This window comes from Proteus columbae (assembly GCF_009914335.1).
In the GTDB taxonomy this organism is placed as follows: Bacteria; Pseudomonadota; Gammaproteobacteria; order Enterobacterales; family Enterobacteriaceae; genus Proteus.
In genome coordinates this window covers 2,726,626-2,748,822 of record NZ_CP043925.1, presented here as the reverse complement: position 1 = coordinate 2,748,822, position 22,197 = coordinate 2,726,626, and the positions used below count along the sequence as shown (strand labels likewise).

The following is a 22,197-nucleotide window of genomic DNA, read 5'->3' as shown; positions in this document are numbered from 1 at the left end:
GCTGTTTGATTACAGACAGATATAATAAAAGACAACACTGTTATAAAGCAATTTCTCTTTATAAAAACACACCCCAACGTCAAATCTAACGTATGGGGTGCAATTCACTTTTGCCAATCTTATACAAAACTAAGCTTTCTTAGCACTGTAATCGCATTACGATTTTGTTGTAGGTGCTGAGAAGTTAGGCATATTGCCTTGTTTATCAATCTTAGTCAGTATGCCATTGCTATCAAAAGTCAGGGTAAGAGTCTCTTGACGTACTTTCTGATGACCAGGCTTTTCACGGAAAACATAATACCAAGTCTGGCTTCCGAAAGGATCTTTTAGCATTGGCGTACCAAGGGCAAATTGAACTTGCTGCTGTGTCATTCCTTGCTGAACTTTTGCGACTTCGGCTGGCGTTAAATAATTTCCCTGATTGATATCTGGGTGATAAACCAGTCTCTCGAACATAGAGCAACCTGAAGTCATTACGACTAAAGATAAGGCGGCAACTTTTAACAGTTTAAAACGCATGGTTATTACATTCCTTTTAGGGTCATAGTGACGATGATAATCGACAACGCAGCAATTGAAAACCTTTCACACTCTGCCTATGACCCTAAATATCAATAAAAGTTTGTTAATCGTTATGCAGCCAACAAATCTTTCGCATTTGCTAAGGTATTTTTAGTGACTTCACTGCCTGCTAACAAACGAGCGAGCTCTTGTAGACGTTCTTTTTTCGATAGTAGTTTCATGGTTGTTTCAGTTTCTTCACCATTTGTCTCTTTATTGACAAAATAGTGTTGATGACCACAACCCGCGACTTGAGGTAAGTGAGTGACACACATTACTTGAGTTGATTCACCCAATTCGCGTAATAATTTACCCACAATAGCTGCTGTTGGGCCACTGATACCTACATCGACTTCATCGAAAATAAGAGCAGGTGTATCCATTTTCTTCGCCGTGATCACTTGGATTGCAAGTGCAATACGCGATAATTCACCACCAGAAGCAACTTTAGAAAGGGCTTGATGCGGTTGTCCTGGGTTTGTAGTGACATTAAATTCAACTTTTGTGGCACCATCGATTTGCAGTGAGCTATCATCAAAATGAGTATCAACAGTAAAATAGCCATGAGGCATTGATAATTGATGCATACTGTTGGTGATAAGCTGGCTTAATTCATTCGCATACTGCTGGCGAACCTGATGTAACTGTTTTGCGACATCTAATGCAATTAAATGGTCAGCTTTAACTTGTTCGATTAACGCATCACAATCATCATTTTGACGAAGTAGGGCATTTTTTTCTTCAATTAATTGCTGATGAAGATCGTATAATTCTTCAGGTGCGACACGATGTTTGCGTGACAAACTGATGTACTTAGACATGCGTTTTTCTACTTCAAATAAGCGATTAGGGTCCATCTCTAGGCGATCGCTATAATGACGAAGTTCATCACTCACTTCACTAATTTGAATCGTTGCTTCTTCTAACATTTCTAGTAGTGAATTGAACTGACTTTCCATAGAGGTCAGTTCAGCAATTTCATGTTTAGCCACATTGAGCATACTTAAAATATTTTGCTCTTCGTTATCGCTTAAAATTTGTAAGCTATTTTGGCTTAAAGTCAAAAATTGCCCGCAGTTAGAAAGACGTTTATATTCTTGATCTAATTCTGGGTATTCACCTTGTACTGGCTGAAACTCATTGAGTTCTTTTAAATGGTAATCAACCAGTTGCTGCCTAGCTTCTCGTTCTAAAGAGAGTTGTTGAAAAGCGGCTAAAGTTTGGCAACTTTGATGCCATGTTTGATAAGCCGACTTCATGCTTTTTAATAAAGCCGGTTCATGGGCATAGATATCAAGCAGTTGTTTTTGATAACGAGGCTCTAGAAGTTGTTGGTGAGCATGTTGTCCATGGATCTGGATAAGTAAAGAACCAAGCTCTCTTAATTGTGAAAGTGGTACGGAAGTGCCGTTGATAAAACCACGAGAACGCCCATCAGCAGAGATAGTTCTTCTTAATAGGCATTCGTTATGATCATCAAGATGATGTTCTTCAAGCCAACGTTGTGCTGATGGCGTGTCAGAGAGTGAGAATCGTGCACATAAATCGGCTCTAGTTGCACCTGGGCGCACCATATTGGCATCACCACGGTTACCTAAACATAAACCTAGTGCATCAATTGCAATAGACTTACCTGCGCCAGTTTCGCCTGTAATGGTGGTCATGCCACCAGAAAAATCGATTTCAAGTTCACGGACTATGGCAAAATGACTAATGGTTAATTGAGTCAGCATAGTGCCTCTCCTGTGTATAAAAACATATCTGTAATTACATACAGTATAAACTGGTTTTTTATACAGTAAAGTAGTGAGGCACAAAAATTAGAACATTTTTTTCGACCAACCTAATTTTGAGCTGAGCGTATTAAAATAATTGTAATCAGTCGGATGAACTAAATTGAGCTTTTGACGACTTCTCTTAATAATAACTTCATCACCTTCTTTAATGGGTAACACTAATTGGCTATCGCAACTGACTTCATAATCGATATTTGTTTGTGAGAATTTTAAGCGAATTTGGCTATCACTGCTGATAACTAAAGGGCGTGCTGACAAGGTATGTGGAAACATAGGTACAAGCGCAATAGCATCAAGATTGGGTGTTAAAATAGGACCACCGGCAGAGAGTGAATAGGCTGTTGATCCTGTTGGTGTTGCGATAATTAAGCCATCAGAACGTTGAGAGAAAGCAAAACGATCATCAATGTAAACTTCAAACTCGATCATATGAGCAACTTTGCCAGGATGAAGCACGACTTCATTGATTGCTGTACCAATGCGATTTCTTTGACCTTCAGCATAGACGCGTGCTTCAAGTAAAAAACGCTTTTCTTCATGATAGTGCCCAGCTAACACATTGGTTAATTGCTGTAAGGCATTATCAGGGTCGAGATCGGTAAGGAAACCTAAATTACCTCGGTTAACGCCAATTACTTTAATGTTATAGCGAGATAAAACGCGCGCAGCACCAAGCATATTGCCATCACCACCAACAACAATGACAAGGTCAGCAACTTTGCCCACTTGTGTTAAATCACCTGTTTGTGCATTTTCTAGTTTTAGTTCTTGTGCAACTTGTGTATCAATAATAACGTCATAACCTTGAGCCAATAGCCAATGATAGAGCATTTCATGCGTTGAAATTGCTTCAGGATGACGGGGATGGCCGACAATGCCAATGCATTTAAAGTGTTTTTCTTCTGTTACGGTATTATCTGGCATTTTTTTACCCTCGTTTTGCGCCAATTCCTTGAAACCCGTTTATTGATCCCCATAATAAACTAAATATGAAGATGAATACCAAAACTACGCGGAGATGTTCATGAGTAGTAAAGAACAAAATGTACATGAAGAGCAAGCCTCAAAAGAAAAAGAAGGAATGGGATCTGCAATGAATGAGTCTCAAGAGCCAACAATGACCGAAGAAGCACAAGCGGACTTTAATGCTCAAGCTGAATTAGTGGAAGCATTAGCGCGTGTTGATTCTCTCGAAAAACAACTTGAGCAATCTCAAAAAACAGAGCGTGAAGCAATGATCCGCGCTCAAGCTGAAGTTGAGAACATTCGTCGCCGTACTCAACAAGATGTTGAGAAAGCACATAAATTTGCGCTTGAGAAATTTTCTAATGAGTTACTGCCTGTACTCGATAATTTAGAGCGTGCTTTATCTGCAGCTGATCATGAAAATGAATCGCTAAAACCTATGATTGAAGGGTTAGAGTTAACGCTGAAATCATTCTTAGATGCTGTTCATAAATTTGGCATTGAAGTGGTTGAAGAAAAAAATGTGGTATTCAACCCTGAAGTTCACCAAGCGATGACATTAATTGATAGCCCAGCACATGACTCTAATCATGTTGTGGATGTTATGCAAAAAGGATACACCTTAAACGGTCGTTTATTGCGCCCAGCTATGGTTATCGTTTCTAAGTAATATTGATTAAAACATTCGTTATCACATGAGTTATTACATGTAGATAAAGTAAACCGCACAATACGAAGATTATTCAATATTCTTGTTATTGTGCGGTTTTATGTTTTATAGGGGAATTTTATTCAATGGGAGCAAGATGCCAATTGATTGGTTTGCGACCTTGCTGCTGTAAAATATCGTTGGCTTGTTTAAAATGACCACAACCTAAAAAGCCTCTATGAGCAGAAAGCGGGGATGGATGAGGTGCTTTTAAAATAACGTGTTTATTTGTATCAATAAAACGTCCTTTTTTCTGAGCATGAGCGCCCCAAAGTAAGAAAATAACTCCATCTCTACGCTGATTGATCTGTTCGATTACTGCGTCAGTAAAGATTTCCCAACCATAGTTAGCGTGAGAATGTGCTTGGCCTTTCTCTACCGTCAATACTGTATTAAGTAATAAAACGCCTTGTTTTGCCCAGCTTTCTAAATAGCCGTGATTCGGGCGTTTAAAATCAGGATATTCTTTTTCAAGCTCTTTATACATATTAACTAATGAAGGTGGTGCTGGCACGCCTGGTCGCACTGAAAAAGAGAGTCCATGTGCTTGGTTAGGGCCGTGATAAGGATCTTGCCCCAAAATAACTACATTCACATTATCAAAAGGCGTAAAACGAAAAGCATTAAAAATATCTTCTTGAGGAGGATAAACAATTTTACCTGCGGCTCTTTGTTGTGCGACTTGAAACATAATTTGATGAAAGTAAGGCTTTTCTTTTTCAGCGCCTATCACATCATGCCAAGTTAATGGTGTAGTCATAACCTAAAATCCTTGTTGATATCTTATAGTGTCTAAGCTTACCGATTTCATCAAGGGAATGAAAATATTATGGGCTAAAAATAAAAATTAATTGAGTTCTCAACTTTTATTTGAAAATTTACAAAAAAAATTGCAAATCAGTGATAAATGATTGTTGATTTAAAACAACACTTTGCACCTTCTGGGATAAAGTGCTTATGAATTTTATTGATATTTATCAAAGAATGGCGCCATTTATACTGGTATATAAGTAGACAGAAACATTGGTTAGACCAAATACCCAAGTTCTGATATGAGATTGGAATTTGATTTTGCGCCCAAATTGGAGGTCGAAATGATTACTGGTATCCAAATTACTAAAGCTGATAACGACGATTTATTACACTCTTTCTGGTTATTAGATGATGAAAACGGCGAAGCTCGTTGCATCTGTGCTAAAAAAGGTTTTGAAGAAGGCCAAGTGATTAACCGTAAAGAGTTAGGCAATATCGAATATCGTGAAGTGCCTGTAGAATCTAAACCGGTTGTTCGTGTAGAAGGTGGTCAACACCTTAACGTTAACGTATTAAGCCGTGAAACACTGGAAGATGCTGTTAACAATCCTGAGAAATATCCTCAATTAACTATTCGTGTTTCTGGTTATGCTGTGCGTTTTAACTCACTGACTCCAGAACAACAACGTGATGTTATTACTCGTACTTTCACAGAAAGCCTGTAATTTTCACTAAAGTAATAAGTTAATAATAAGCTCGATATGAAAATATCGGGCTTTTTTTCCATACAAAAGAAAAAATAAAAAACCGTAACTATATTATATAGCTACGGTTTTTTTATAAGTTCAGAAAGAGTATAGATTATTCGTTATCAGTATTTGTTTCTTTTGCTGGTGCAGTAGGCGCAACATTTTTTTCTGTATGTTCAGCAACTGCTTTGCGACGTTTACCAATATTTTTACGATCGCGAGTTCGCACTTTTTCTTTAACTGCTTTTTTCTCTTCTTCTTTTTTCGCTTTGCGTTTAGCAAGTACTTTTTTAGAAGGTTTGAATGTTGCTTTCAGGCTTGGTGCTTTGGTTTCTGGACGTAGTTCAGCAACAACACGATATTTAATTGGCTCTTGAACGTAACGGCCAATTTTCCCTAATAATGGGTGATCGTGAGCTTCAACTAATGAAATTGCGATACCTTTACGGCCCGCACGTCCTGTACGACCAATACGATGCAAGTAAACATCCGCAGTACGAGGCAAGTCAAAGTTGAAAACGTGTGTGATATCATCTAGATCAAGACCACGAGAAGCAACGTCTGTGGCAACAAGCACATTCATTTTGCCTGATTCTAAACGTTTGATTGCATCGTTACGCTGTGTTTGCGCCATTTCACCTTCAAGGTAGCTGCATTTAATACCTTGTTTTTCTAACGCAGTGACAAGCTCTCTTACACGCTCTCTTTTACGAACAAAGACAATCGATTTTTTAACATCGTCTTGCTTAAGTAATGCAGCAAGCAACGCTGTTTTATGTTCAAGATTATCAGCATGATAATAGAACTGCTGAATTTTTTTACGTTCACGGCGAGAAGGATCGGCATTAAGCTCAACAGGTTCGTTGAGGATGCGCTGTGCAAAATCAATAACCGCATTACCTTCCAGTGTTGCAGAGAACAGTAATGTCTGTTTGCGCCAGCGAGTTTCGCCTGCAATAGTTTCGATATCGTTAGCGAAACCCATATCTAACATGCGGTCTGCTTCATCTAAAATCAGCATTTCCACTGCGCGGCAGTCAAAGTTTTCTTCTTTGATGTACTGTAATAAACGACCTGTTGTCGCAACAACGATATCTTGGTTCTCACTGAAGACTTCAGCGTGATTCATATAAGCAACACCGCCCGTGATTGTGGCGATATCTAAATGTGTGTGCGCACATAATTCTTTTGCCTGCTCGGCAACTTGCATAGCAAGTTCGCGTGTTGGTGTCAGGATAAGAATACGCGGTGGGCCTGATTTTTTACGTGGATAATCAAGCAAGTGTTGAATTGCCGGAAGCAAAAAGGCCGCAGTTTTCCCTGTGCCTGTTGGCGCAGAGCCTAAAATATCGCGTCCATCCATTGCAGCAGGAATTGCATCTGCTTGAATAGCTGTAGGACGTTGATATCCTTTTTCTTCTAATGCGGTCAATAAACTTTCATCAAGTTCAAGACTGGAAAATGTCGTGGCTGTCATTGTATACCTCTGTTTAGGGCGCGGATTTTGACATTATCCCCCGCTAAAAGCCAGAGGATTTACCGCTATCACATTATATATTACCGATAGACGAAGGTATTCGTTGTTTTTAGGCTTAATCTAAATAAGCGTGCATCGTATACAAATAGTTTAATGTTAAGATAGGGGTTGTAGAAACGTTATCTTATCATATATCTCTTTTTCCGTGACATGCTTGATAAGCAATAAAAAAGAGATTGCTGTACAAATCAATAGAGCCAATAGATGAATCAAAAGAAAGTAAAAAAAGCAGGATTACGCAAAGGTGGTTTTACATTTAAACAATTTTTTGTTGCTCATGATAAGTGTGAAATGAAAGTGGGTACAGATGGTGTTTTATTAGGGGCTTGGGCACCTATCGATAAGGTAAGAAGAGCACTTGATATTGGTACGGGAAGTGGACTAATTGCATTAATGCTAGCTCAACGAGCGACTAAAATTGAGTGTATTGATGGCATTGAACTTGATGAGAAAGCCGCATTACAAGCGACGGAAAATGCTCAGGAGTCACAATGGCATTCATTTATTCATATCCATCATAGTGATATTCATCATTATGCAGAGCAAGCGCAAAATAAGTATGATTTGATTGTCAGTAATCCTCCTTATTTTGAGCCAGCAATTGCTTGTCGTAATGATGTTCGTGAGCAAGCGCGTTATACCAAAACTTTAACGCATGAGGGATTGCTGGATAGTGCGCAATCACTTATCACCGAAGATGGTTTGTTCTGTGTTGTATTACCTTATTCTATTGGTGAGCAATTTATTGAAATTGCAGAAAAAAAAGAGTGGAATGTTGCGAAACGCGTTAATATTAAAGACAGTGCAGATAAACCTTATCATCGAATTTTGTTAGCATTTCAAAGACAAAATCAAGGCAGTGTTGCATGTAGTATAGATGAACTTATTATTCGTAATAATGAAGGGCACTATACCGACAAGTTCCAATCTTGGGTGACTGACTTTTATTTATATTATTAAATCTATATTTAATAATATCTTGTTTAAGATAATATATATTGTTGTAAGTAATCGTATATATTCAAATAATATCATTGTGTTATCGTTTTTTTATTGGCAGATTGCATTTGGGTTGGGTGATCACCATGATGATTTTTTTGTGATTCATCTCTTAAAATAATGATTGAATTGAACTTCATACTATTTTTGCGCTCTAAGTCTTGTAGCTCATAAAAACGAGAAGGAATAACGAGAGTAAATATGACGGAGTCATTTAAAAATAGTGCGAAGCTTGACTTCGGGAGAGTCCATCTCTAATGAGCGAGCAGTTAACGGACCAAATGTTGGTTGAAAAGGTACAAAATGGTGACCAGAAAGCCTTTAATTTGCTGGTTATCCGCTATCAACACAAGGTAGCAAGCCTGATTTCCCGTTATGTACCACAGGGCGATGTACCAGATGTTTCGCAAGAAGCCTTTATTAAAGCTTATCGTGCCATCGGTTCTTTCCGTGGAGATAGTGCTTTTTATACATGGCTTTATCGCATTGCTGTGAATACAGCAAAAAATTATCTGGTCGCACAGGGGCGACGTCCGCCTTCGAATGATTTAGATGCGAGTGATGTTGAAAATTTCGAATCACCCAATGCACTAAAAGAAATTTCGAACCCTGAGAATTTAATGTTGTCTGAAGAGTTACGGAGAGTGGTTTTTCACACCATAGAGTCATTACCTGAAGATTTAAGGGTTGCTATTACACTTCGGGAACTTGACGGGCTAAGCTATGAAGAGATAGCGGTCATTATGGATTGCCCTGTCGGAACAGTACGTTCACGTATTTTTAGGGCGCGAGAAGCTATTGATAATAAGGTTCAACCATTAATACAAGAGTTTTAATTGTGGGTGAACCATCATTGACTGAAGGGTACTTTTACATGCAAAAAGAAAAACTTTCTGCATTTATGGATGGCGAAGTTCTTGATAAAGAATTAATGGGTACAATTGCTCGTGATGACTCCATGAAAGAGACATGGCAACGCTACCATTTAATTCGTGACACAATGCGTGGTGATGTAGGTGAAGTAGTCCACTTCGATATCGCAAGTCGCGTTGCGCTCGCTTTAGAGAATGAACCTGTTCGCATAAGTCCTGAACAACAACAAGAGCAGCAACCTGCGCCATCACAATGGCGTCAGCACTCTTTCTTACAAACGTTACGTCCTTGGGCAAGTCAGTTAACTCAAATCGGTGTCGCGGCTTGTGTTTCATTAGCTGTTATTGTTGGTGTTCAGCAATATAATGGAAAAAGTGGTTCTGAAGATTTTCAAGTAGATACACCTGTATTTAATACTCAACCTATTATGGGGTCAGGTTCACCAGTAAGCTTAAATCTTCAAAATGATACTTTAGGTAAAGACCAGCAAACACGTTTACAAGAGCGTAATCAGCGCCTTGGATTAATGTTGCAACAGTATGAGTTAGATCGCCGCATCTATAATGCACCACAAAATGAAGCGCCAGTTAACGCTAAAGGTGAAACTCAACCTGCAGTAGCACAGTAATAATAAATGTTAATGTATAAATAACGTGTGGGAATGAAACAGTCGTAATGAAAAAATCATGGTTATCCACCTTATTGCTGGTGGGCAGCCTGTCAATGCCGATACAAGCCTTGGCACAACCTCAAACAGGTAGTGTCGAGGCTTTGTTGCAAAAGATGGGTCAGACAAGTCAAAGCTCTACCTATGAATTATCTTTTATCAATATCAATTCTCAAGGTATTGTTCCTATTCGCTACCGTCACACTCTTATCGATGGCAAACCGCTTGCACAATTAATGCAAATGGATAGTACTCGCCGTGAAATCGTTCAACGTGGTGATGAAATCAGCTATTTTGAGCCAGGCTTAGATGCTTTCAGCTTAAGAAATGATCATATCGTTGATTATATCCCTTCTATTATTTACCAAGATTTCAATGAATTATCAGGTTATTATAATTTTATTGATGCAGGTAGAACGCATATTGGTGATATTCCAAGCCGAGTTGTTCGCGTGCTATCAAAAAATAATGACCGTTATGATTATGTCTTGTTTATAGATGAAGAAAGATATCTACCTTTAAGAGTCGATCTACTAGATAAGAATAATGACATCATTGAACAATTTCGAGTGATTACAGTTAATGAAGGGAGTGAAGTCGGAGCAGAACTTAATTCGTTACGTACCGTCAATATGCCTCCTTTATTACTTGTACCAAAAGCTAAACCTTTGGTTTATAACTGGTCGGTTAGTCAATTGCCTGAAGGTTTTAAAGAGGTAAAACGCAGTAATCATCAAATTTCTGAAACTGAGTTTAGTCAGTCTATTTTATTTAGTGATGGTTTATTTGATTTCTCTATTTATGTTAATAAAAGTGGTCAACAGGTTAATTCGCCCGAACGCGATAAAATGTTGAGGTATGGTCGTAATACAATTTATACCTATGACAAAGAAGGTAATGAAATTACCTTTATTGGTCAGCTACCATTTTCTACGGCACAAGCAATAGTTAATAGTGTTGTATTTACGAAAAAGTAAAAGGGTATAAGTTATGGTTAAAGAGTGGGCAACAGTTATACATTGGCATGAAGGACGGGCGTTATTACGCTACGGATCTTCTTCTGGCTGTGGTAGTTGCCAAGCTCGCGCTGCGTGTGGCTCTTATTTATTAAATAAAATAGGGCCTGAGACAGTTCATCAACTCGAACTTCCCGTTGCACAACCTTTAGTTGAAGGGCAAAAAGTGGAAGTAGGTATTCCTGAAAATAATCTACTTCTTTCCGCAATGCTAGTGTATTTAACGCCACTTATTGGCTTATTTATTGTCGCAGGCATTGCGAGCTTTTGGCTTTCGAGTGAATTTGCTATTTTTTGCAGTGGACTTGTGGGTGGTGCTCTTGGTTTTTTATTTGCCAAAAAAGTGGCGACTTGGTGGAGCAAAGATGAAGGTTTTGAGCCTATTGTATTGCAAATAGGGCTTCCACCTCATGAACTTAAAGTTCAATTTCAAGAATAATGAGTTGATTAAAATAATGGGGCATCTGCCCCATTATTCTTGTCATGCTGCTTTTGTAATAATATCTATCTTAAATTAACACGTTTCTATATCTGGAAATTACCCGCAAAAAATTACAAATAAATGCAAGTCTTAGCATAAATGTTTGTGTTTGATGAACGTTTCTTTGAGTATAATGTCTCTAGTGTGTAGAATGCGTCATCAATAATAACTCCTGCAATATAGAGTTTTCGCTTTGTGTCCATGAATGACGCCAAAGCCAGATTTATAGAGCAAAGCAATAGAGAAAAATAATTTCAGAATGAAAAACATACGTAACTTTTCCATTATCGCACATATTGACCACGGTAAATCGACGTTATCAGATCGAATTATTCAAATTTGTGGTGGCTTATCAGATCGTGAAATGGCTGCGCAGGTTCTTGATTCTATGGATCTTGAGCGTGAACGTGGTATTACAATCAAAGCGCAAAGCGTAACCTTGAATTACACCGCTGATGACGGTGAAGTTTATCAGCTTAACTTTATCGATACCCCAGGACACGTTGACTTCTCTTATGAAGTATCTCGTTCACTCGCTGCGTGTGAAGGCGCGTTATTGGTCGTAGATGCTGGGCAAGGGGTTGAAGCGCAAACATTAGCAAACTGCTATACCGCGATGGATATGGATCTCACCGTCGTTCCTGTTTTAAATAAAATAGACTTACCAGCAGCAGAGCCTGAGCGTGTTGCTGAAGAGATTGAAGACATTGTGGGCATCGATGCCACAGATGCAGTGCGTTGCTCTGCAAAAACAGGTATTGGTGTCAAAGAAGTTATCGAACGTCTTGTTAAAGAAATTCCAGCACCTGAAGGTGATGCAGACGCTCCATTACAAGCACTGATTATTGACTCTTGGTTTGATAATTACCTTGGTGTTGTTTCATTGATCCGTGTGAAAAATGGTAAAGTCAGCAAAAACGATAAAATCAAGGTAATGAGTACGGGACAGGTTTATAACATTGACCGTATTGGTATTTTTACACCAAAACAAATTGATACAACCACGCTAAATTGTGGTGAAGTAGGCTGGGTTGTTTGTGGTATTAAAGATATTTTAGGTGCACCTGTTGGGGATACTTTAACAGCAGCGCAAAAACCAGCAGATAAGCCATTGCCTGGCTTTAAAAAAGTTAAGCCACAAGTTTATGCGGGTTTATTCCCAATTAGCTCTGACGACTATGAATCATTCCGTGATGCATTAGGCAAATTAAGCCTGAACGATGCTTCATTATTCTATGAGCCAGAAAGCTCAACAGCGTTAGGTTTCGGTTTCCGTTGTGGTTTCTTGGGTCTTCTTCATATGGAGATTATTCAAGAACGTTTAGAACGTGAATATGACCTCGACCTGATCACAACAGCTCCAACCGTAGTTTATGAAGTTGAAATGACTAACGGTGATATTGTGTTAGTGGATAGCCCGTCTAAATTACCACCACTGAATAATATCGAAGAAATCAGAGAACCTATTGCTGAATGTCATATGTTATTACCGCAAGAATACTTAGGTAACGTAATTACTTTATGTATCGAAAAACGCGGCGTTCAAACCAATATGGTCTATCATGGTAATCAGGTTTCATTGACTTATGAAATTCCGATGGCTGAAGTGGTATTAGATTTCTTTGACCGTTTAAAATCAACATCACGCGGTTATGCTTCTTTAGACTATAACTTTATTCGTTTCCAAGGCTCTAACATGGTACGTGTAGATGTCTTGATTAATGGTGATCGCGTTGATGCTTTAGCATTGATTACACATAACGATAATGCACCTTATCGTGGTCGTGAGCTGGTGGAAAAAATGAAAGAATTTATTCCACGCCAACAGTTTGATATCGCTATCCAAGCGGCAATTGGTAACCATATTATTGCTCGTTCAACTGTTAAACAGTTACGTAAAAACGTATTAGCCAAATGTTATGGCGGTGACGTTAGCCGTAAGAAGAAACTGTTACAGAAACAGAAAGATGGTAAAAAACGTATGAAGCAAATTGGTAACGTAGAGCTACCACAAGAAGCGTTTTTAGCCATTCTTCATGTTGGTAAAGATAAATAATTTAAGGAGAAAACATGGCTAACACGTTTGCCTTGATCCTAACGCTGGCAACGCTAATAACGGGAGTTTTTTGGGGAATTGAGCGCTTTAAACTCAAACCAGCCCGAAAAGCAAAACTAAAGCGTCTTCAAGAGATGACGCAAGGGACCGAGGATCAGCAAGAGTTAGCAAAATCAATTAATAAACCAAGCTGGGCAGAGACATTAGGCTCTTTATTCCCAGTTTTGATTATTGTTTTGGTTCTGCGTTCATTTGTGTATGAGCCGTTTCAAATACCTTCTCGTTCCATGATGCCAACCTTATTGGTTGGCGATTTTATCTTGGTTGAAAAGTTTGCTTATGGATTAAAAGATCCAATTACACAAACCACGTTAATTAATACAGGGAAACCTAAACGAGGTGATATCGCCGTATTTAAATATCCTCGTGATCCTTCTACTGACTTTATTAAACGTGTTATTGGATTACCGGGCGATAAAATTGTTTATGATATGGTGTCGAAAAAACTTCATATCTATCCAAATTGTGATAAAACCATTTGTAATGAAGAAATATCAGTAACTTATGGTACTGCTTATCCAAGTGAATGGACGTTATTATTACAAAATGTACCGGGTGGTCAGCGTATTAATGGTATGAAATCTATTCCAATTGAGGAGCCTATTTCAACAGCAACTCAATTACGTGAAGAAGAAAGAGTAGAAACTATTGATAAAGTCTCTCACCGCATCATGACAATACCCGGTGATATGACGATGCCAGAGTTTATACAACCCGGATTACCTGTTGGTACATGGATTGTTCCTGAAGGTCATTACTTTATGATGGGTGATAATCGAGACGGTAGTTCAGATAGTCGCTTCTGGGGCTTTGTTCCAGAGAAAAACTTAGTAGGTAAAGCGACAACAATTTGGATGAGCTTTGAAAAAGTAGAGAATGAATGGCCAACAGGCGTTCGTTTTAGCCGTATCGGTGGCATTAAGTAATTATTAACAAAATAGCGACAGCATTCCTTCTTATCTAAGTGTAGAATGTGTCGCTTCTTTAAATATGATTGGCTCCTGTTATTGACAGGAGCCAGTGCAAACGCAACAGTTCTGTTATCCAACTCGATAATTTCTCGTTGTCTTAAACAGATTTGTTGCGTGTGCTTCAAATTAAGTTATGGAATTGATCGCACATGAATACTTTATTAATAAACCAGTTACAAAAGAAACTGGGCTATACTTTTACGCAAAATGAATTATTACTACAGGCTTTAACGCATCGCAGTGCCAGCAGTAAACATAATGAACGTTTAGAATTTTTAGGTGATTCAATTCTAAGCTATGTAATTGCTAACGCACTTTATCATCGCTTTCCTCGTGTTGATGAAGGTGATATGAGCCGAATGAGAGCAACACTTGTTCGTGGAAATACACTCGCTGAATTAGCACGTGAATTTGAATTAGGTGAATGTCTACGTTTAGGCCCAGGGGAATTAAAAAGCGGTGGCTTTCGTCGCGAATCAATTTTAGCGGATACGGTGGAAGCTTTAATTGGTGCAATTTTCCTCGATAGTGATATTCAAAATATCGAAAAAATTATTTTAAACTGGTATGAGAATCGTTTGGCTGAAATTAGCCCAGGCGATAAGCAAAAAGATCCTAAAACTCGTTTGCAAGAGTATCTGCAAGGCCGTCATTTACCATTACCTTCTTATATTGTGGTACAGGTTCGTGGCGAAGCCCATGATCAAGAGTTTACGATCCATTGTCAGATAAGCGGTATCGAACAACCTGTCAAAGGGATGGGTACAAGCCGTCGTAAAGCTGAACAGGCCGCTGCTGAACAGGCATTAATACAACTGGAGCTTGAATGAGCGAAGAACAAACCTATTGCGGATTTATTGCGATAGTCGGTCGCCCAAATGTGGGAAAATCAACACTACTGAACCAATTACTGGGGCAGAAAGTTTCTATTACATCACGTAAACCGCAAACTACGCGTCACCGTATCATGGGTATTGATACAGATGGTGCTTACCAAGCGATTTATGTGGATACACCGGGCTTGCATATCGAAGAAAAGCGAGCCATCAACAGACTAATGAACCGTGCAGCAAGCAGTTCAATAGGTGATGTTGAATTGGTTATTTTCGTTGTTGAAGGCACCAATTGGACGCCTGATGACGAAATGGTGTTAAATAAATTAAAATCATTACGCTGCCCTGTTTTATTAGCAATTAATAAAGTGGATAACGTAACTGATAAAACCAAGTTACTTCCACACATTGGCTTTTTAAGCCAACAAATGGATTTTCTTGATGTTGTACCAATCAGTGCTGAAAAAGACATGAATATCGATACGATAGCGAAAATCGTACGTAAATGTTTACCAGAAGCGACTCATCATTTCCCTGAAGATTATATTACTGATCGCTCTCAGCGTTTTATGGCATCAGAAATTATTCGTGAAAAATTGATGCGCTTTTTGGGTGAAGAATTACCTTATTCTGTCACTGTTGAAATTGAGCAATTCGTTACCAATGAGCGTGGTGGCTATGATATCCACGGATTAATTCTGGTTGAACGTGAAGGCCAGAAGAAAATGGTTATTGGTAATAAAGGTGCGAAAATCAAGAAAATTGGTACTGAAGCCCGTATGGATATGGAAGACTTATTTGAAAACAAAGTTCACTTAGAACTTTGGGTGAAAGTCAAAGCGGGCTGGGCTGATGATGAACGTGCTTTACGTAGCCTTGGCTATGTGGACGATTTAAAGTAGGTAACTGAAGTGGATGGCTGGCAACGTGCATTCGTTATCCATGCTCGACCTTACAGTGAAACGAGTTTATTACTCGATTTTTTCACTGAAAATGAAGGGCGAGTACGCATATTGTCAAAAGGTGCGCGAGGCCGTCGTTCACCCTTAAAAGGGGCACTTCAACCTTTTACTCCTTTGCTCATTCGTTGGAGTGGGCGAGGAGAAGTTAAAACACTTCGTGATGCTGAACCTATCTCTTTAGCATTACCACTGACAGGCTCTGTACTATACAGTGGCTTGTATCTTAATGAGTTATTGTCTCGCGTTTTAGAAAATGGTACGTCTTATAGTGTACTTTTTTTTGAATACCTCTCCTGTTTGCAAATTCTTGCTGCTAGCGATACCACACCCGAAGCGGCACTAAGACGCTTTGAACTTGCGTTATTAACACAACTTGGCTATGGCTTAGATTTTCTGCATTGTGCCGGAAGTGGAGAGCCTGTTTCAGATTCGATGACCTATCGTTATCGGGAAGAAAAAGGTTTTATTGCGAGTTTAGTGGTTGATCATAATAGTTTTACGGGATTTGAATTAAAATCCTTAGCCAGTCGCGAATTTCCTACTGTTGAAACATTAAAAGCGGCGAAAAGGTTTACTCGAATGGCATTGAAGCCCTATTTAGGCGGAAAACCATTAAAAAGTAGAGAACTTTTTAGACAATTTGCCATTAAAAAATCCCCAAAGAAAAGAGCATTGATGGCAGAACAGTAATATTGTCTTTTTCTTCTCTATGGAATGTGTAAACTAAGGTAATGCAACGTTATTTTTCAGGAGAAGAGCATGTCTGATATTCTACTTGGCGTTAATATTGACCATATCGCCACCCTTCGTAATGCCCGAGGCACAACGTATCCCGATCCTGTTCAAGCGGCTTTTATTGCAGAACAAGCTGGTGCTGATGGTATTACTATCCATTTACGTGAAGATAGACGTCATATCACTGATCGCGATTTAATGTTGATAAGCCAAACGGTTCAGACAAGATTAAATCTGGAAATGGCAGTTACTGAAGAGATGATTGAGATAGCTTGTCAAACTCAGCCTGATTTTTGCTGCTTAGTACCTGAAAAACGCCAAGAAGTGACAACAGAAGGTGGTTTAGATGTTGTTGGCAATGAAGCAAAAGTTGCTGATGCAATTAAACGCTTATCTTTAGCGGGTATCAAAGTTTCTCTGTTTATTGACCCTGATCATGAGCAAATTAACGCAGCCGATCGTGTTGGTGCACCTTTTATTGAGATCCACACTGGTGCTTATGCTGACGCTGAAGATGAAATGGCTCAAGAAAAAGAGTTTGTCCGTATTCGTGATGCAGTGACTTACGCCGCATCTAAAGGCTTAAAAGTGAATGCGGGACATGGTTTGCATTACCACAACGTACAACGTATTGCCGCATTACCTGAACTTTATGAACTGAATATTGGCCATGCAATTATTGGTAGAGCCGTATTTAGTGGATTAGCACCAGCGGTTGAAGAAATGAAACGCTTAATGCGAGAAGCGCGTCGCTAATGGCTATTGTTGGCTTAGGTATGGATATCGTTGAGATATCGCGTATCGAAGATATTATAGGGCGTTCTGGTGAACGCCTTGCTCGTCGCATTCTTACTGATACCGAATGGGAAATCTATCAATCCCATAAACAGCCAATACGCTTTTTAGCTAAACGGTTTGCAGTAAAAGAGGCGGCGGCAAAAGCATTAGGAACAGGCATCCGTTTAGGATTGGCTTTTAATCATTTTGAAGTGCGTAATGATGAGTTAGGCAAACCTACACTGCATTTTTTAGCGATTGCAAAAGAGATGGCAGAGAAAGCGGGGATAAACTCTATTCACGTAACACTTGCTGATGAACAGCGTTATGCTTGTGCGACAGTTATTTTAGAAAAATAGCTCTCTTAGATTTATCACCCACAAAATCATTGACTAAGGTTTAGAGCTTATCTGCATGGTGGATCAACACAAATTTTTCCCATAATTCATCTTGAGATTCAGTATGAGCAGGATCAGTGATGATCGTGTTAGTAATCGGACAAACCGATTGGCAAGTCGGTTTATCGTAATGTCCTACGCATTCAGTGCAAAGATCAGGATTAATTTCATAAATTTCATCCCCCATTGAAATCGCATCATTTGGGCACTCGGGTTCACACATATCACAGTTGATGCATTTCTTCGTAATTAGTAAAGCCATATCAGTCACTTAATATATAAATTATTAAATTTCAGTAACTTATATCTTGCACTTATATGTTACATGTATAATTATTACTAATACAATTTAGTAATTGTATTTATTTTTATCTTAAATTTCTGCATTGTTAATGATTTTATTTTACCTATTTAATAGGTGTATATTTTGCAGAGTAAAAAACCTCGCAAGAGTAACATTTATCTTATGAGTCGTAAAATATCAGATAGACTATAAAAAAATATTTTTTATTATGGGCATATTTTGTGGTATTCAGCACACCTAATACCCTGTTATTGATGTTAAATAATGCAATAACATAAGGGGTATTTTATGCCAACACTGTTTAATATTTGGACGTTTGCGCTTTTATCTTTGGGATTAGTGTTAACTCCAGGTCCTAATATGATTTACCTGATTTCACGTTCAATCTCTCAAGGGAAAAAAGCCGGATTTATTTCACTAATCGGTGTGGCTGTCGGCTATATTTTTTATATGTTATTAGCGGCATTTGGTATTACAGCCATTTTTATGGCTGTACCTTATGCTTATGATGCATTGAAGATTTGTGGTGCGATTTACCTTTTTTATATAGCTTGGCAATCTATTAAACCTGGTGGGCGTTCTATCTTTCATCCAAAAAAATTGCTTTCAGGCAATACAACAAAGCTCTTTGTTATGGGATTTGTTACCAATCTATTGAATCCTAAGATTGCATTGATGTATTTATCACTGTTGCCTCAATTTATTAGCATTCAAAATGGCAGCGTTTTAAATCAATCATTAGTATTAGGTAGTATTCAAATTATTATTAGCATCGCAGTAAATGCATTGATTGTTATTGCCGCTGGCTCTATTGCAGGGTTCTTTATGCAAAGGCCTCGTTGGGCACTCATTCAACGTTGGTTTATGGCAACAATCTTAGGGGCTTTAGCTATCAAATTAGCCACAGAAGCGCGCGTAAACTAAAGTTTCATCTTGCTATCTTTGTCATAAAGAATTCAAGACAATCTCTTTAGTTATCAATAGAAAACAGGGTACAATATCCCGCTATATGATCATGAAGAGATATCCTTGTGAATAAAGTTAAAGATGATATTTATTGGATGCATAAAGCGATTGAGCAAGCGCAAAAAGCACAAGAAATCGGTGAAATACCAGTGGGCGCAGTGTTAGTCGTTGATAATAAAATCATTGCTAAAGGATGGAATCATTCAATTATCGATAACGACCCCACTGCACATGCAGAGATTATGGCATTACGCAAAGGGGGAAAGCATTTACAAAATTATCGTCTACTTGATACAACTCTTTATATTACCCTAGAACCTTGTGTGATGTGTGCAGGAGCGATTGTGCATAGTCGGGTAAAACGCGTAGTTTACGGCGCCTCAGATTTAAAAACTGGCGCAGCTGGTTCATTTATTGATATTTTACAGCATCCCGGAATGAACCATAAAGTTGAGATAACATCAGGTGTATTAGGTGAAGAGTGTTCACAGCTTTTAAGCCAATTTTTTAAAATGAGAAGGGCTGAAAAGAAACAACTTAAAAAGCAAAAAAACAGTCCAGTTATAATCAATACTGAACCAGCCATAAAAGAATAATACCTGTTTACTGATAATTAAGGGTATACGTTGCTTGTGCTTGGAATGGGCCAGTGAGCAATGTTTGATTTTTCAGTGCAGAGGGTGACGCCTCAACATATGTCATAAAATTAAACTGAATACGTTTATTATTAAGAAGTCGAGTTGAGCTCGGCTTTTTTAATTGGATAACATTGCGCTGAACATCTGTAAATACAATCCCAATACTTTTAGGATCTTCAGATCCTGTGCCAACAACAGCAAGGTGATCGGGCATTGTAGGATGCTCTTTCCCATCTAACGTAATCGTGACGCTTTTATAAATATCTTGACTGCAATTTTCTAAACTAATACTAAAAGCAACAGGTTCACTTTTTTGAAAAGTATAAAGATCTTTTGCTGATATCTGCTTGAAGTCAATTACTTTATTTTCATCACCAGCAACAATAGTACAACCATGTGCAACCACAACACCTTTAAATTCCATATCACCACCAATAAGCTCGGTCACAGCAAAAGCGGAAGGTGAAAGTAATAATAAAAGAGAAATAGCAGATTTTGTTATTGGGTTTTCCATTACATAAACTCCGCAACTAATGTGGCATGTGCTGAAAATTCACCTTCTGTAATTTTGCTACCTGTTTTTGCAATAGGAGCTGCTGTGACTTCCCAGTTTCCTTTAAAATTATTCAGTTTCCCGACAGAAAAATATTGATTAGGTGGCACAATCGCTCCTGATTTGTCTCTTAAAACAATACCTAAATTAGTTCTATCTACAGGTCCTGTTGTGCCAAGATAATTAGGGTTAAAACTAGCGATACCTGAGCTCCCAGTTTGAATTTTGAACATAATTCTACTGTTAGGATTAGTAAAACTTCCACCTTCACACTTGATGGGAATATTGCGCGTGATCTTGTAGTTTTGACCATTTAAATAGTCAGAGGTATTACCGACATTGCCAAAATCAAAGGTAATTGGAGAGCCATTATTAAATGTACATCTATCTTCCGTGGTTAATATTCCTGAACTAATCACTAATTTTGAAATTGGCTCAGGGCCATATTCTTGATATAAGCCATTACCTACACGTGCATACATTTGAGCTACAGCTTGTCCTGTTAATGAAACCCCATTAATAATCGGTTTTTTCAAGCGAAAGACTAATACACCACTACTTCCTGATGACATGTTGGGTTTTGGTGATTCAGGGACACGGCAACCTTGTTGCCCATTTCGATTGTTCGGTTTTTCAATAAAAGGAACAGTAGGAAGTGATTCAGGACCCCAAATAGAAAACTTGATCTGAACATCGACATATTCATTCAGTTCATAGTAATTATTACCTAAATAGCGTAGGTCAGAATTTGCCATATAATAAGTGCGAGAATTCGGAACTAAGGGATCTTTAGGGCAATAAACCGTTGCTAAGTATCTGTCAGGCAAAGAAAAGTTTACTGTGGCCGTTTCGCCAGGTCGGTTATTAGGAAATGTTGCGTTATTTAATGCAACTCTAAAAATATTAGGGCCTCCAACAGTGCGAACTTCACCATGAATATAAGCAGATGCCACAACTGGAGTACATAACATTGCGCCAGTAAAAAGTAATTTTAGCGTATTGAAATAAAAATTTACTGTTGTTAATTTCATTTTATTCCTACCGGCGTCAAGTTAATTAATATTTGGGTTGTTGTTCTTTAGGTGCTGCTTTACAGCTATTTTGTTGGCAAACAAATTTTAATTCTGGATGTCCGCCGTAATCATTTACATACATCATGTAAAATTGATTTATGTTGCTGGTTTTAACTGGAATTTCCAGTGATGATTTAGGCGCAACCATTAAACCAGGGAAGGTAGTTAACTTATCGCTATCCTCACCATTCAACTTATTAGAAAGCCCGATAATTGTGATGTAATAAGGTGTCGGATTTTCTGCAATAAATTGATTGCCTTGTTTTTTAAACACTAATTGATCTTGCCAAACCATGCCTGGCTTTTCAGGAATAATGGTGGTTGGGCGGTAGAATAATTTAATGCGAGACTGCATTGCCATTTGCAACACGTTAGCTTGTTTTGGTGCTGGTGGAATTTCACGCACATTTAAATAAAACAGTGATTCTCTATCTTGTGGCAAAAGACCAATTTCTGCTGTTTTGGTAATTCTAACCACGCCTTTTTGATCACCATCAAGACGCTGTAAAGGTGGCAATGCTACTAAAGGAGAAGCGATTTTTTGTCCGTGTTCATTTTCAACCCATGATTGCGCTAAGAAAGGAATATCAGGGCTAGTATTTTTTAGGTTTACGCTAGCTGAGTTTTCGTTGCCCATTAGTACAATGCGAGTTCTATCTAATGACACGCCCGCTTGAGTCGTACTCACAATGCTAAGTGCAATTAATGAGCCACAAAAAAGCGTTTTAAGTGTGTTGAATGAGTTCATACAATTATCTCTAGTA

Annotated in this window: 25 protein-coding genes; 16 read left to right on the top strand and 9 right to left on the bottom strand. The window is 38.4% G+C overall.

Annotated features, from left to right (window positions below; all coding sequences use genetic code 11):
• Positions 1 to 156: 156 nt before the first annotated feature.
• From bamE to nadK, 3 genes are all read right to left on the bottom strand, one after another.
• Positions 157 to 519, bottom strand: a complete 363-nt coding sequence (bamE, locus tag F1325_RS13150) for an outer membrane protein assembly factor BamE (protein ID WP_160230559.1) — start codon at positions 517 to 519, stop codon at positions 157 to 159.
• A gap of 113 nt (positions 520 to 632) precedes the next feature.
• Entirely contained in the window at positions 633 to 2,294 is a 1,662-nt protein-coding gene (gene recN, locus F1325_RS13145; protein WP_109370994.1) for a DNA repair protein RecN, read from the bottom strand.
• A gap of 87 nt (positions 2,295 to 2,381) precedes the next feature.
• Complete coding sequence (nadK, locus tag F1325_RS13140; RefSeq protein WP_109370993.1) at positions 2,382 to 3,281, bottom strand: NAD(+) kinase; 900 nt, start codon at positions 3,279 to 3,281, stop codon at positions 2,382 to 2,384.
• 100 nt (positions 3,282 to 3,381) lie between these two features.
• Here nadK and grpE point away from each other — a divergent pair, with 100 nt between their 5' ends.
• A complete protein-coding gene (gene grpE, locus F1325_RS13135; RefSeq protein WP_160230558.1) occupies positions 3,382 to 3,993 on the top strand; it encodes a nucleotide exchange factor GrpE in 612 nt (203 codons plus the stop codon).
• A gap of 118 nt (positions 3,994 to 4,111) precedes the next feature.
• On the opposite strand, the gene ung is transcribed toward grpE, so the two are convergent.
• Entirely contained in the window at positions 4,112 to 4,792 is a 681-nt protein-coding gene (ung, locus tag F1325_RS13130) for a uracil-DNA glycosylase (RefSeq protein ID WP_109370991.1), read from the bottom strand.
• Between the two features lie 334 nt (positions 4,793 to 5,126).
• On the opposite strand from ung, the gene grcA reads away from it, so the two are divergent.
• Positions 5,127 to 5,510, top strand: coding sequence for an autonomous glycyl radical cofactor GrcA (grcA, locus tag F1325_RS13125; protein ID WP_023581591.1), 384 nt, complete (start codon positions 5,127 to 5,129; stop codon positions 5,508 to 5,510).
• 136 nt (positions 5,511 to 5,646) lie between these two features.
• On the opposite strand, the gene srmB is transcribed toward grcA, so the two are convergent.
• Complete coding sequence (srmB, locus tag F1325_RS13120; protein ID WP_160230557.1) at positions 5,647 to 7,011, bottom strand: ATP-dependent RNA helicase SrmB; 1,365 nt, start codon at positions 7,009 to 7,011, stop codon at positions 5,647 to 5,649.
• Positions 7,012 to 7,275: 264 nt separating this feature from the next.
• On the opposite strand from srmB, the gene trmN reads away from it, so the two are divergent.
• From trmN to acpS, 12 genes are all read left to right on the top strand, one after another.
• Positions 7,276 to 8,031: a tRNA(1)(Val) (adenine(37)-N(6))-methyltransferase TrmN gene (gene trmN / locus F1325_RS13115; protein WP_109370988.1), complete on the top strand. Its 756-nt coding sequence runs from the start codon at positions 7,276 to 7,278 to the stop codon at positions 8,029 to 8,031.
• A 296-nt stretch (positions 8,032 to 8,327) separates the two neighbouring features.
• Entirely contained in the window at positions 8,328 to 8,906 is a 579-nt protein-coding gene (gene rpoE, locus F1325_RS13110; RefSeq protein ID WP_006533574.1) for an RNA polymerase sigma factor RpoE, read from the top strand.
• Positions 8,907 to 8,944: 38 nt separating this feature from the next.
• Positions 8,945 to 9,571 carry an anti-sigma-E factor RseA gene (gene rseA / locus F1325_RS13105; protein WP_244184989.1) on the top strand — a complete coding sequence of 209 codons (627 nt, stop codon included), beginning with the start codon at positions 8,945 to 8,947 and terminating at the stop codon, positions 9,569 to 9,571.
• Positions 9,572 to 9,618: 47 nt separating this feature from the next.
• Positions 9,619 to 10,587, top strand: a complete 969-nt coding sequence (gene rseB / locus F1325_RS13100; RefSeq protein WP_109370986.1) for a sigma-E factor regulatory protein RseB — start codon at positions 9,619 to 9,621, stop codon at positions 10,585 to 10,587.
• A 13-nt stretch (positions 10,588 to 10,600) separates the two neighbouring features.
• Complete coding sequence (rseC, locus tag F1325_RS13095) at positions 10,601 to 11,065, top strand: SoxR-reducing system protein RseC (RefSeq protein WP_109370985.1); 465 nt, start codon at positions 10,601 to 10,603, stop codon at positions 11,063 to 11,065.
• A gap of 301 nt (positions 11,066 to 11,366) precedes the next feature.
• Positions 11,367 to 13,163, top strand: coding sequence for a translation elongation factor 4 (gene lepA / locus F1325_RS13090; RefSeq protein ID WP_109370984.1), 1,797 nt, complete (start codon positions 11,367 to 11,369; stop codon positions 13,161 to 13,163).
• Between the two features lie 14 nt (positions 13,164 to 13,177).
• Positions 13,178 to 14,149, top strand: coding sequence for a signal peptidase I (gene lepB / locus F1325_RS13085; protein WP_109370983.1), 972 nt, complete (start codon positions 13,178 to 13,180; stop codon positions 14,147 to 14,149).
• Between the two features lie 194 nt (positions 14,150 to 14,343).
• Complete coding sequence (rnc, locus tag F1325_RS13080; RefSeq protein ID WP_075673668.1) at positions 14,344 to 15,024, top strand: ribonuclease III; 681 nt, start codon at positions 14,344 to 14,346, stop codon at positions 15,022 to 15,024.
• Positions 15,021 to 15,929: a GTPase Era gene (gene era / locus F1325_RS13075; RefSeq protein WP_023581601.1), complete on the top strand. Its 909-nt coding sequence runs from the start codon at positions 15,021 to 15,023 to the stop codon at positions 15,927 to 15,929. Before rnc ends, era begins: the two co-directional genes overlap by 4 nt.
• A gap of 9 nt (positions 15,930 to 15,938) precedes the next feature.
• Positions 15,939 to 16,679: a DNA repair protein RecO gene (gene recO / locus F1325_RS13070; RefSeq protein WP_099073674.1), complete on the top strand. Its 741-nt coding sequence runs from the start codon at positions 15,939 to 15,941 to the stop codon at positions 16,677 to 16,679.
• Between the two features lie 69 nt (positions 16,680 to 16,748).
• Positions 16,749 to 17,480: a pyridoxine 5'-phosphate synthase gene (gene pdxJ, locus F1325_RS13065; RefSeq protein ID WP_075673670.1), complete on the top strand. Its 732-nt coding sequence runs from the start codon at positions 16,749 to 16,751 to the stop codon at positions 17,478 to 17,480.
• Positions 17,480 to 17,860, top strand: coding sequence for a holo-ACP synthase (acpS, locus tag F1325_RS13060; RefSeq protein WP_109370981.1), 381 nt, complete (start codon positions 17,480 to 17,482; stop codon positions 17,858 to 17,860). The genes pdxJ and acpS overlap by 1 nt, the downstream gene beginning before the upstream one ends.
• 40 nt (positions 17,861 to 17,900) lie before the next feature.
• Here acpS and F1325_RS13055 read toward each other — a convergent pair whose 3' ends face one another.
• Complete coding sequence (locus F1325_RS13055; RefSeq protein ID WP_109370980.1) at positions 17,901 to 18,161, bottom strand: YfhL family 4Fe-4S dicluster ferredoxin; 261 nt, start codon at positions 18,159 to 18,161, stop codon at positions 17,901 to 17,903.
• 330 nt (positions 18,162 to 18,491) lie between these two features.
• On the opposite strand from F1325_RS13055, the gene F1325_RS13050 reads away from it, so the two are divergent.
• Together F1325_RS13050 and tadA are read left to right on the top strand one after the other, a co-directional pair.
• Positions 18,492 to 19,127, top strand: a complete 636-nt coding sequence (locus tag F1325_RS13050; RefSeq protein WP_109370979.1) for a LysE family translocator — start codon at positions 18,492 to 18,494, stop codon at positions 19,125 to 19,127.
• A 107-nt stretch (positions 19,128 to 19,234) separates the two neighbouring features.
• On the top strand, positions 19,235 to 19,765 hold the full coding sequence (gene tadA / locus F1325_RS13045; protein ID WP_109370978.1) for a tRNA adenosine(34) deaminase TadA: 531 nt from the start codon (positions 19,235 to 19,237) through the stop codon (positions 19,763 to 19,765).
• Between the two features lie 7 nt (positions 19,766 to 19,772).
• Here tadA and F1325_RS13040 read toward each other — a convergent pair whose 3' ends face one another.
• From F1325_RS13040 to F1325_RS13030, 3 genes are read right to left on the bottom strand one after another with little or no spacing between them, the layout of a single operon-like run.
• On the bottom strand, positions 19,773 to 20,321 hold the full coding sequence (locus tag F1325_RS13040; protein WP_109370977.1) for a fimbrial protein: 549 nt from the start codon (positions 20,319 to 20,321) through the stop codon (positions 19,773 to 19,775).
• Entirely contained in the window at positions 20,321 to 21,391 is a 1,071-nt protein-coding gene (locus F1325_RS13035; protein WP_109370976.1) for a fimbrial protein, read from the bottom strand. The genes F1325_RS13040 and F1325_RS13035 overlap by 1 nt, the downstream gene beginning before the upstream one ends.
• Before the next feature lie 25 nt (positions 21,392 to 21,416).
• A complete protein-coding gene (locus tag F1325_RS13030) occupies positions 21,417 to 22,181 on the bottom strand; it encodes a fimbrial biogenesis chaperone (protein WP_109370975.1) in 765 nt (254 codons plus the stop codon).
• Positions 22,182 to 22,197: the final 16 nt, after the last annotated feature.